Consider the following 9,766-nt stretch of genomic DNA (forward strand, 5'->3'; position numbering starts at 1 on the left):
GCCCACCCCGCCCTTGCCGGATTCCCTGTCCCTTGCAGCCTTCCTACTATTGGCGCTCGCCCTGCTGGCGGAAAGCCTACGCCTGCGCTGGCCCTCCCGGCTGGCCGCGCTCAGCAGCGCCGGCATCGCCGTCGCCAGCGGCCTGGTGCAGCCCTTGGGCGCGGCGGCCCTCCTCGCCGCCCTCGCCGTCAGCCTGGCCGCGCGCCACTACCGGCGGCCGGAGTTGTGGCTGGTCTGGATCGCGCTGCTGCTGGCGCTGGCGCTGCACGCGCTGCCCGGCTTCGACAACCCCTTGCTGTGGCAAGGCCTGAGCACGCCGAACAGCGCGCCCTATCGGCTGTATTGGAGTTACGACAAAGGCGCCGCCGGCTGGCTGCTGCTGATGGTGCTGTCCGCCAGTCCGCAGGTGGAGCGGCGCTGGGGACCGGCCGCCGCCGGCGTCGGCGCGCTGTTGTTGCTGGTCGTGCTGGGTCTGGCCAGCGTGGCCGGCGTCATCGCCTGGGCGCCGAAATGGCCGCACTGGCTGCTGCCCTGGCTGTTCGCCAACTTCTTCCTGGTCTCGCTGGCCGAGGAAGCCTTCTTCCGCGCCGGCCTGCAACGCTGGCTGGAGCTGCGCACCGAACCCTTCGCCGCCTTGATGGCCGCCTCCGTGGCCTTTGGCCTGGTCCACATCGCCGGCGGCTGGGTCTGGGTCGGCCTCGCCACCCTGGCCGGCCTGGGTTACGGCCTGGTTTACGCCGCCACCCGCCAGGTCTTGTGGGCGGTGCTGGCCCATGTCGCCTTCAACGCTGTACACCTGATTCTGTTCACTTATCCGCGGCTGATGTGATATGCCCTAAGTACCTTGATGTCAAAATAAAAAACCATAACGGCAGCCGGCCTCAATCGGGTAAAATCCCGGCTTTAGCCTCAACCAGCGAGCTTCTCCGCCATGATTGAAGTCGGCATCGTGATGGGTAGCAACAGCGATTGGGAAGTCATGCAGAACGCCGCCCGCGTGCTCAAAGACTTCGGCATCGCCTGTGAAACCCGCGTCGTCTCCGCCCACCGTACCCCCGACCTGCTGTTCCAATACGCAGAAACCGCTGCCGAGCGCGGCTTGAAGGCCATCATCGCCGGTGCCGGCGGCGCCGCCCACCTGCCGGGCATGCTGGCCGCCAAGACCCATGTGCCGGTGCTGGGCGTGCCGGTGCCGTCCAAATACCTGCGCGGCGAGGATTCGCTGCTCTCCATCGTGCAAATGCCCAAGGGCATCCCGGTGGCCACCTTCGCCATCGGCGAGGCCGGCGCCGCCAACGCCGCGCTGTTCGCGGTGGCCATGCTGGCCGCCACCCGCCCGGAACTGGCGGAACAACTGGTCGCCTTCCGCCGCAAGCAGGAACAGACCGTACTGGCGATGACCCTGCCGGAGATCGAATAATGGCCGCCATCCTGCCCCCGGCAATGCTGGGCATTCTGGGCGGCGGCCAACTGGGCCGCATGTTCGCCGTGGCCGCCAAGACCATGGGCTACCGCGTCACCGTGCTGGACCCGGACGAAGCCGCGCCGGCGGCGGACTTCGCCGACCGCCACCTGTGCGCGCCGTTCAACGATCCCGCCGCGCTGGAAGACCTGGCCAAGAGCTGCGCCGCCGTCACCACTGAATTCGAGAACGTCAACGCCGACGCCATGCGCCTGCTGGCCAAGACCACCCGCGTGTCCCCGTCCGGCGACTGCGTCGCCATCGCCCAGGACCGCATCGTGGAAAAAGCCTGGATCGCCAAGGCCGGCCTGCCCACCGCGCCCTATCTGGCCATCCAGAGCGTGGAGGACATTCAGGTCGAGCTTGCGCCCTACCTGCCCGGCATCCTGAAAACCGCGCGCCTGGGCTACGACGGCAAAGGCCAGGTGCGGGTAAGCACCGCGGAAGAGGCGCGCGCCGCCTACGCCAATCTGGGCGGCCAGGCCTGCGTGCTGGAAAAGATGCTGGACCTGCAGCTGGAAGTGTCCGCCATTGTCACCCGGGTCAGCGCCACCCAGTGCGCGGTGTTCCCGGTGGCCGAGAACATCCACGCCGGCGGCATCCTGGACGAATCCATCGTACCGGCGCGCATCAAGCCGGCGCTGGCGGCCGAAGCCCAGAGCATGGCGCTGAAGCTGGCCGAGGCGCTGGACTACGTCGGCGTGCTGGCGGTGGAATTCTTCGTGCTGGACGACGACAGCCTGGTGGTCAACGAGATCGCGCCGCGGCCGCACAACTCCGGCCACTACACGCTCACCGCCTGCCTAACCGACCAGTTCCAGCAACAGGTGCGCGCAATGTGCGGCCTGCTGCCCGGCCGCACCGACCTGCTCAGCCCGGTGGTGATGGTCAACCTGCTGGGCGATGTGTGGAAGGACAACGGCGGCCAGCCCAATTGGGACGTGCTGGCGGAAGCGCCCAACGCCCAACTGCATCTGTACGGCAAGAAAAGCGCGCGCCCCGGCCGCAAGATGGGCCACTTCAATGTGATGGCGGCCACGGCCGACGAGGCCTTGGATCAGGCCCGGGCTTTGAAGGACACTTTGTAAGCGCATGGCGAAACCTAAGAACCCGTTCAATGTCTGCTGCGCGTCGGCGATACGGCGTTGAAAACGACTTCAGAATGCTCATGTACCACATGACCATTCCGCTTCTTCAGCCGTTTTCGCCTTGTCTCGCTCTAGCTCGCTAAACTTTGAACAGGTTCTTACAGAACTTCGCCATTTTTTCGCCATGAAGCTGAACGGACTGAATCACCTGACCCTGGCGGTGCGCGATCTGGAGCGCGCCTGGGACTTCTACGCCCTCACCCTGGGCTGCCAACCCCACGCGCGCTGGGACGGCGGCGGCTATCTGAGCCTGGACGGCTTGTGGCTGTGCCTGTCCTTGGACCCCGCCGCCGCGCCAGCCCCCGGCTACACCCATTACGCCTTCTGCGTGGACGCCGCCGACTTCCCGACCTGGCGCGAGCGCCTGGCCGCCGCCGGCGTCCGTCAATGGCGGGACAACCGCAGCGAGGGCGACTCGCTCTACTTCCTGGACCCGGACGGCCATCAGCTGGAACTGCACGTCGGCACGCTGGCCTCGCGGCTGGCCGCCTGCCGCGCCCGCCCTTACGCCGGCATGCGCTTCTTCGACGAGGCTCCAGCATGAACGCCGACATCGCCGCGCTGCGCGCCGGACTCAGCGCCGCCGCCGCTCCGGGCAAGGCCGCGCCGATGCGCGCCTATATGCGCGAGCAGTTCGACTTTCTCGGCGTGCCCACCCCGGCGCGCCGCAAGGTGTCCACGCCCTGGATCCGCGCGCTGAAGACCCAAACCGCGGAATACTGCCTGGAGCTGGCCGAACAACTGTGGCGGCAACCGGAACGCGAATTCCAATACGCGGCGGTGGACCTGCTGACCGCGCGCGCCGAGGCACTGCCGGCCGCCAGCCTGCCGCGGCTGCTGACCCTGGCCGCCGCCAAGCCCTGGTGGGACTGCGTGGACGGCTTGGCCGCCTGGGTGGTCGGCACACTGGTACGCCGACACCCGGACTTGCAAGGCAAGATGGACGCGCTCAGCGGCGACGCCGACTTCTGGCTGCGTCGCGTCGCCATCCTGCACCAGCTGCGCTGGAAAACCGACACCGACGCCGAACGCCTGTTCCGCTACTGCGCCGCCAATGCCGGCGACGCCGAATTCTTCATTCGCAAGGCCATAGGCTGGGCCTTGCGCGAATACGCTTACACCGACGCCCGCGCCGTGTGCGCCTTTGTCGCGGCCACGCCGCTATCCGGGCTCAGCCGGCGCGAAGCCTTGAAACACATTGCCCGCTCCACCGAGGATTTCCGATGACCGGACTCAACACCACCCAACTGACCAGCTTGAAGAAAATCTACTCCGGCAAGGTCCGCGACCTGTACGAGATCGACGACCAGCGCATGCTGATGATCGCCACCGACCGGCTGTCCGCCTTCGACGTGATCCTGGACGATCCGATTCCCGGCAAGGGCCAGATCCTCACCGCCATCTCCAACTTCTGGTTCGACAAGCTCAAAGAGCTGGTGCCCTGCCACCTGACCGGCGACGCGCCGGAAGACGTGGTCTCCGCCGCCGACCTGCCGCAAGTGGCCGGCCGCGCCGTGGTGGCCAAGCGCCTGAAACCGGTGCCGATCGAAGCCGTGGTGCGCGGCTACCTGGCCGGCTCCGGCTGGAAGGAATACCGCCAAAGCGGCACCGTCTGCGGCCTGGCGCTGCCGGCCGGCCTGCGCGAGGCCGACAAGCTGCCCGAGCCCATCTTCACCCCGTCCACCAAGGCGGCGGTGGGCGACCACGACGAAAACATCAGCTACCAGCGCTGCGAGGAAATCGTCGGCGCCGATCTGGCCGCCCAGGTGCGCGACACCGCGATCAAGCTCTACCGCGCCGCCGCCGAATTCGCCGCCAGCCGCGGCATCATCATCTGCGACACCAAGTTCGAGTTCGGTCTGGACGAAAACGGCGTGCTGACGCTGATGGACGAGGCGCTGACCCCGGACTCCAGCCGCTTCTGGCCGGCGGACAGCTATGCGCCGGGCGGCAACCCGCCGTCCTTCGACAAGCAGTTCGTCCGCGACTGGCTGGAAGCCTCCGGCTGGAACAAGCAGGCGCCGGCGCCGACGGTGCCGCTGGAGGTGCGCGAGAAGACCGCGGCCAAGTATAAGGAAGCGCTGGACAGGCTGACCGCCTAAGCGCCTGTTTACCTTGCCGGGTACTTTCGAATCCGCTTCGCGGATGATGATTTAGGGCCGGTTCCGCCCGGCAAACGGAAAGGGAGATTTGCGCGGCCAAATCTCCCTTTACCCTAAAGGCCGCCCTGCAAGCCTGGCCTACGGCTTCCCTCCGGGTCCCGTCAGGCCCGAGGCGCGGCTGAACTCGCACCGCGCTAACGTCGCGGTGCTCAAACAAGCAGCCGCTTAAAACCTCGGGCCTGCCACCCATCGGCAGGCTTGAAGGGAGTTGGGGCGCGTCGAATACGCGGTTTCCTGAGTATTGAATAATGTTTCAACACACTGCCGGAAAATCGTAAGCACATTCTCCGAGCCAGCTCCAAGCCCCGCCTCGGCGGGGCTTGCTTTTTAAGCCGTTTCATATGACATTGGCGACTCAATCCCGCGACAGGAAACCCCGATGAAAACCGCCCTGCTGATCATCGACGTGCAAAGCGGCATGTTCGACCACGAACCCCGCGCCGACCAGGCCGACGCCATCATCGCCCGCCTCAACCAACTGGCCGCCGCCGCGCGCGCGGCTGGAACGCCAGTGGTATGGGTTCAGCATGAACGCGCCAGCGCGCCGCTGATCCACGGCTCGGCGGAATGGCAACTGGCCCGCGGCCTGGACGCCCAGCCGGACGACCACTACCTGCGCAAGACCACGCCGGACTCCTTCCTGCGCACCGGCCTGCATCAGCAACTGCAACAATGGGGCGTCGGCCAACTGGTCATCGCCGGCTACGCCAGCGAATTCTGCATCGACACCACCACCCGCAGCGCGGCGGCCCACGGCTACGCCATCATCCTGGCCAGCGACGCGCACACCACCCACGACAAGGACCACGCCAGCGCCGCCCAAATCCGCGCCCATGAAAACGCCACCCTGCCCAAGCTGGGCAGCTTCGGCGTGCCCATCCTGCTGCGCGCGGCGGCCGAGATCGCTTTCCCCGCCAAGGCCTGACCCGCCCCGCATGCCCATCGCCCAGCCCACCCTCAGCACGCCGCGACTGCTGCTGTTGCCGGCTCAGCCGGCGCAGGCGCGCGCGATGCTGGACTTCCACGTCCGCAACCGCCAGCACTTCGAACCCTGGGACCCCAAGCCCGGCGACATGTTCTTCACCGAGCTGTACTGGACCATGCAGCTGCGCCAGCGCGCCCGCGACTGGGAAGAAGGCCGCGGCGGCCGCTTCCTGCTGGCGCTGCACGCCGAGCCGGAACGGGTGATAGGCAGCGTCGGCCTCAGCAATATCAGCCGCGGCGCCTTCCAGTCCTGTCATCTGGGCTATGGGCTGGACCAGCACTGCCAGGGCCAGGGCCTGATGCGCGAAGCGCTGGAAGCGGTGATACGCTGCGCCTTCGACACCCTCAGGCTGCACCGGATCCAGGCCAACTACCAGCCCCACAATCTGCGCAGCGCCGGCCTGCTCAAGCGCCTGGGCTTCGAGATCGAAGGCCACGCCAAGAACTACCTCTATCTGAACGGCGCCTGGCGCGACCACGTGCTGAGCTCGCGGCTGAATCCGGACTTCGACCCGGAACACATGCTGGCCTGAGCGCCTGTCCACCATCTACTGCGCATCAGTAGGACGAGTAGCCACGCTAAAAGCCTGTGCACGACCTGTTCAGTGTTTTGGCCCTGGCTTGGCGCACAGGAAACCGCCTATCCGAAGCGCCCCAAACCTCTTCAAGACAGCCGCGTGGGTATCGCTGCGCTCCACCCACCCTACCCCTGGCCAACGACCGCACGTAGGGTGGGTGGAGCCGTAGGCGATACCCACCGGCACCCGCGGTTGAGGATCACGCCAACCAAAGCGAAACAAGGCCTTGCTCGCGACACGCAGCAGATCGTAAACAGGTTCTAAGACGTCACCGTCTCCAGCCTCTCCATCGCCTCCTGCAAACGCTGCTGCAAAGGCTCCAGCAAGGCCCACAGCGCCTTGCCGCGCACTTGCGCGTTTTCGGTGTGACGCAGCATCAACAGCACCGCGCCCAAGGCCTCATTGCATTGACGCAATTCTTCGGCAACATCGTCGTAATGCTCGCAGCAACGGGCTAAATGAATCAGAACGGGATCAATGGCGGCAAGCGCGGTATTTTCCGAACGCAGACCTTGCAGATGTTTGACGGTCTTGATCAGACGGCTGGCCGCCGGGAGAGCGGCTGGGGATTGAGCGGCCTCCTTGGGCGGAGGCGGTTTGGAAAGCAGGGACAGAACTGATAATAAAGGCATGACGGGCTCCGATCCAATGTGAGCCTGCCATCCCGCTTCCAATCAAGATGGGCAGGCATATGACAGGGTTGGAAGGCAGGCGAATCGGAGCCAGCAGGCCAAAGGCCTCCCTGCCATAGCCTGCCCTGATGGGCGCAACTATAGCGTGGCATTGGGATGATATCCCCCGATTCTATTCAGGCTTCCATTCCTGATGCCGCGCTGTATGAAACGGCACGCGGCCCATGTTGCCCACCCTGCCGGGCCTGGTCAAGCGCGGAGGGCCCGGGCGCGTTTCGGAAAACCGGCACCCCATCCCGGTGACGGCACCCGCGCCAGGACATTTGGATAGCGCTTGCCAGCATCGTCGCGCCATGTTCTGCTGTGAAGCCGCCGCTTCGCCGCAACCCTGATGCCGCGACGCGGTCGAAACAGGTCATAAAAGGGCTCACCGCCATGCAAACCTTCCACCTGAACGCCGACGACGGAGAAATCCTGCACGCCGCCTGCTGGCTGCCGGACGGCGCGCCGCGCGCCGTGGTGCTGATCTCCCACGGCATGAGCGAATACGCGGTGCGCTACCACCGCTTCGCCCAAACGCTGACCGCCGCCGGCTACGCGGTCTACGCCCACGACCACCGCGGCCACGGCGCCGCGCCGCGCTTGCGCGGCCATTTCGCCGCCGAGAATGGCTGGGACAAGGTAGTGGCCGACGTGGACACCCTGCGCCGCCACGCCGCGGAACGCCATCCCGGCCTGCCGGTGGCGCTGTTCGGCCACAGCATGGGCTCTTTCATCGCCCGCGCCTATTTCCTGCGCCACGGCACGGCGCTGTCCGGCCTGATCCTGTCCGCCACCGGCTACCGCCAGCGCCCGCTGGCCTGGCTGTTGCGCGGCCTGGCGCGGCTGGCGGCCCGCTTCGGCAGCCCGGAGCGTCCCAGCCGGCTGCTGGCGCGGCTGATTTTCGGCAGCTTCAACCTGGGCTTTCTGCCCGCCCGCACCGGCATGGACTGGCTGAGCCGCGACCCGGCGGAAGTGGACAAATACCTGGCGGACCCGCTATGCGGCTTCGACCCCTGCCCCGGCCTGTGGATAGATTTGTTCGGCGGCATCATCGCCATGGAACGCGGCGAGGCGAGCGGCGATAGCCTGCCGCGCCGCTGTCCGGTCTGGCTGCTGGCCGGCAGCCGCGACCCGGTCAGCCTGGGCAAGCTGGGCCTGGGCCAGCTGGAAATCCGCTACCGCGAAGCCGGCCTGCTGGACGTGCAGACCACGGTCTACCCCGGCGGCCGCCACGAAATGCTGAACGAAACCAACCGCGTGGAAGTGGAGCAGGACATGCTGCGCTGGCTGGAGCGGATTAGCGCGCAGCCAGTCAGTACAGGCTGAGCCTGAGAACCTGTTCACGATTCTTTTTCAGTACTTTGAAAACGCAGGAAACCGCGTATTCGACGCGCCCCCACTCCCTTCAAACCTGCCGATGGGTGGCAGGCCCGAGGTTTTAAGCGGCTGCTTGTTTGAGCACCGCGACGTTAGCGCGCTGCGAGTTCAGCCGCGCCTCGGGCCTGACGGGGCCCAGCGGGAAGCCGTAGGCCAGGCTTGCAGGGCGGCCTTTAGGGTAAAGGGAGATTTGGCCGCGCAAATCTCCCTTTCCGTTCGCCGGGCGGAACCGGCCCTAAATCATCATCCGCGAAGCGGATTCAAGGCATTGGGCAATGGTTCCGAACCGGAAGGATCAGAAACAGCTCCCAAGCGCGCCGGCGCGAATTGGACTAAAATCCGGCGATTCGTTTTTCGCAGGAGGCCGCCATGAGCCTGATTCCCGAGATCAAACCGCAGCAATCGCTGGAACTGCTCAAAGAGCTGCACATCCTGACCCGCGACGGCAAGATCAACCAGGACACCCGCCGCAAGCTGAAACAGGTTTACCACCTGTACCAGTTCATCGAGCCGCTGATGGCCGACGTGCTGGCGGAAAAAGGCGAGATGAGCCTGGCCGACCACGGCGCCGGCAAATCCTATCTGGGCTTCATCCTTTACGACCTGTTCCTGAAGGACAAGGCCGCCGGCAGCGTCTACGGCATCGAAACCCGGCCGGAACTGGTCAGCCGCTCGCAAGAGCTGGCCGCTCGCCTTGGCTTCGAACGCATGGGCTTTTTGAACCTGAGCGTGGAACAGTCGATCACCTCGGAGCAATTGCCGGAGCAGGTGGACATCATCACCGCGCTGCACGCCTGCAACACCGCCACCGACGACGCCATCCGCTTCGCGCTGGCCAAGAACGCGCGCTACATCGTGCTGGTGCCCTGCTGCCAGGCGGAAGTGGCCGGCGTGCTGCGCCAGAAGAAAAACCAGAGCTTCGGCCTGACCCCGCTGTCCGAGATGTGGCGCCACCCCATCCACACCCGCGAGTTCGGCAGCCATCTCACCAATGTGCTGCGCTGCCTGCAATTGGAAGCGCGCGGCTATCAGCTCACCGTCACCGAGCTGGTGGGCTGGGAGCACTCGATGAAGAACGAGCTGATCATCGCCAAGTACACCGGCCAGCGTAAAAGCAGCGCGCGCGAACGCCAGGAGGCGATTCTGAAAGAGCTGAACCTGGAAGACCTGCGCGAGCGCTTCGTATACTAAAAACCGCTTCAAAGTCCGCTGCGTTCCGCGAAGCCATCTCCCTATGGGATTCCCGCGTGGGTATCGCTACGCTCCTCCCACCCTACCTATAACGAGCAATCGCTCCTAGGGTGGGGGAGCCGCAGTCGGCCCCCTCTCCCGCCACTGACGCCTGTCGCCTCGGCCCGTTTCCGGGCCCTGAGCATAATGG

At 65.9% G+C, this 9,766-nt stretch carries 11 protein-coding genes; 10 read left to right on the forward strand and 1 reads right to left on the reverse strand.

The genetic code is table 11. The features are described from left to right. The 8 genes from HA052_RS26395 to HA052_RS26430 form a co-directional block, all read left to right on the forward strand. The coding region (locus HA052_RS26395) for a CPBP family intramembrane glutamic endopeptidase (protein ID WP_166454323.1) at positions 1-829 on the forward strand (829 nt) is incomplete at its 5' end. 102 nt (positions 830-931) lie between these two features. Continuing rightward, complete coding sequence (purE, locus tag HA052_RS26400) at positions 932-1,420, forward strand: 5-(carboxyamino)imidazole ribonucleotide mutase (protein WP_166454324.1); 489 nt, start codon at positions 932-934, stop codon at positions 1,418-1,420. Further along, a complete protein-coding gene (locus HA052_RS26405; RefSeq protein WP_166454325.1) occupies positions 1,420-2,550 on the forward strand; it encodes a 5-(carboxyamino)imidazole ribonucleotide synthase in 1,131 nt (376 codons plus the stop codon). The genes purE and HA052_RS26405 overlap by 1 nt, the downstream gene beginning before the upstream one ends. A 184-nt stretch (positions 2,551-2,734) precedes the next feature. Beyond that, the gene (fos, locus tag HA052_RS26410) at positions 2,735-3,154 is read left to right on the forward strand and encodes a fosfomycin resistance glutathione transferase (protein ID WP_166454326.1); all 420 of its coding nucleotides are present in this window, start codon (positions 2,735-2,737) and stop codon (positions 3,152-3,154) included. Then, positions 3,151-3,837, forward strand: coding sequence for a DNA alkylation repair protein (locus HA052_RS26415; protein WP_166454327.1), 687 nt, complete (start codon positions 3,151-3,153; stop codon positions 3,835-3,837). Before fos ends, HA052_RS26415 begins: the two co-directional genes overlap by 4 nt. Next, positions 3,834-4,712: a phosphoribosylaminoimidazolesuccinocarboxamide synthase gene (locus tag HA052_RS26420; protein WP_166454328.1), complete on the forward strand. Its 879-nt coding sequence runs from the start codon at positions 3,834-3,836 to the stop codon at positions 4,710-4,712. Before HA052_RS26415 ends, HA052_RS26420 begins: the two co-directional genes overlap by 4 nt. A 439-nt stretch (positions 4,713-5,151) precedes the next feature. Beyond that, positions 5,152-5,697, forward strand: a complete 546-nt coding sequence (locus HA052_RS26425) for a cysteine hydrolase family protein (protein WP_166454329.1) — start codon at positions 5,152-5,154, stop codon at positions 5,695-5,697. 10 nt (positions 5,698-5,707) lie between these two features. Next, complete coding sequence (locus tag HA052_RS26430; protein WP_166454330.1) at positions 5,708-6,289, forward strand: GNAT family N-acetyltransferase; 582 nt, start codon at positions 5,708-5,710, stop codon at positions 6,287-6,289. Positions 6,290-6,594: 305 nt separating this feature from the next. On the opposite strand, the gene HA052_RS26435 is transcribed toward HA052_RS26430, so the two are convergent. Next, positions 6,595-6,966 carry a DUF1484 family protein gene (locus HA052_RS26435; RefSeq protein WP_166454331.1) on the reverse strand — a complete coding sequence of 124 codons (372 nt, stop codon included), beginning with the start codon at positions 6,964-6,966 and terminating at the stop codon, positions 6,595-6,597. 435 nt (positions 6,967-7,401) lie between these two features. On the opposite strand from HA052_RS26435, the gene HA052_RS26440 reads away from it, so the two are divergent. Both HA052_RS26440 and HA052_RS26445 read left to right on the forward strand, forming a co-directional pair. Beyond that, positions 7,402-8,334: an alpha/beta hydrolase gene (locus HA052_RS26440; RefSeq protein ID WP_166454332.1), complete on the forward strand. Its 933-nt coding sequence runs from the start codon at positions 7,402-7,404 to the stop codon at positions 8,332-8,334. 420 nt (positions 8,335-8,754) lie between these two features. Beyond that, complete coding sequence (locus HA052_RS26445; RefSeq protein WP_166454333.1) at positions 8,755-9,576, forward strand: class I SAM-dependent methyltransferase; 822 nt, start codon at positions 8,755-8,757, stop codon at positions 9,574-9,576. Positions 9,577-9,766 lie beyond the last annotated feature (190 nt).

This window comes from Chromobacterium fluminis, assembly GCF_011602385.1.
GTDB classification, from domain to species: domain Bacteria; phylum Pseudomonadota; class Gammaproteobacteria; order Burkholderiales; family Chromobacteriaceae; genus Chromobacterium; species Chromobacterium fluminis.

Excerpts from the sequence above, each read along its gene's own strand:
- HA052_RS26430 (WP_166454330.1), top strand. The coding sequence starts at position 5,708 with ATGCCCATCGCCCAGCCCACCCTCAGCACGCCGCGACTGCTGCTGTTG.
- HA052_RS26435 (WP_166454331.1), bottom strand. The coding sequence starts at position 6,966 with ATGCCTTTATTATCAGTTCTGTCCCTGCTTTCCAAACCGCCTCCGCCC.
- fos (WP_166454326.1), top strand. The coding sequence starts at position 2,735 with ATGAAGCTGAACGGACTGAATCACCTGACCCTGGCGGTGCGCGATCTG.
- HA052_RS26425 (WP_166454329.1), top strand. The coding sequence starts at position 5,152 with ATGAAAACCGCCCTGCTGATCATCGACGTGCAAAGCGGCATGTTCGAC.
- HA052_RS26440 (WP_166454332.1), top strand. The coding sequence starts at position 7,402 with ATGCAAACCTTCCACCTGAACGCCGACGACGGAGAAATCCTGCACGCC.
- HA052_RS26415 (WP_166454327.1), top strand. The coding sequence starts at position 3,151 with ATGAACGCCGACATCGCCGCGCTGCGCGCCGGACTCAGCGCCGCCGCC.
- HA052_RS26405 (WP_166454325.1), top strand. The coding sequence starts at position 1,420 with ATGGCCGCCATCCTGCCCCCGGCAATGCTGGGCATTCTGGGCGGCGGC.
- HA052_RS26445 (WP_166454333.1), top strand. The coding sequence starts at position 8,755 with ATGAGCCTGATTCCCGAGATCAAACCGCAGCAATCGCTGGAACTGCTC.
- HA052_RS26420 (WP_166454328.1), top strand. The coding sequence starts at position 3,834 with ATGACCGGACTCAACACCACCCAACTGACCAGCTTGAAGAAAATCTAC.
- purE (WP_166454324.1), top strand. The coding sequence starts at position 932 with ATGATTGAAGTCGGCATCGTGATGGGTAGCAACAGCGATTGGGAAGTC.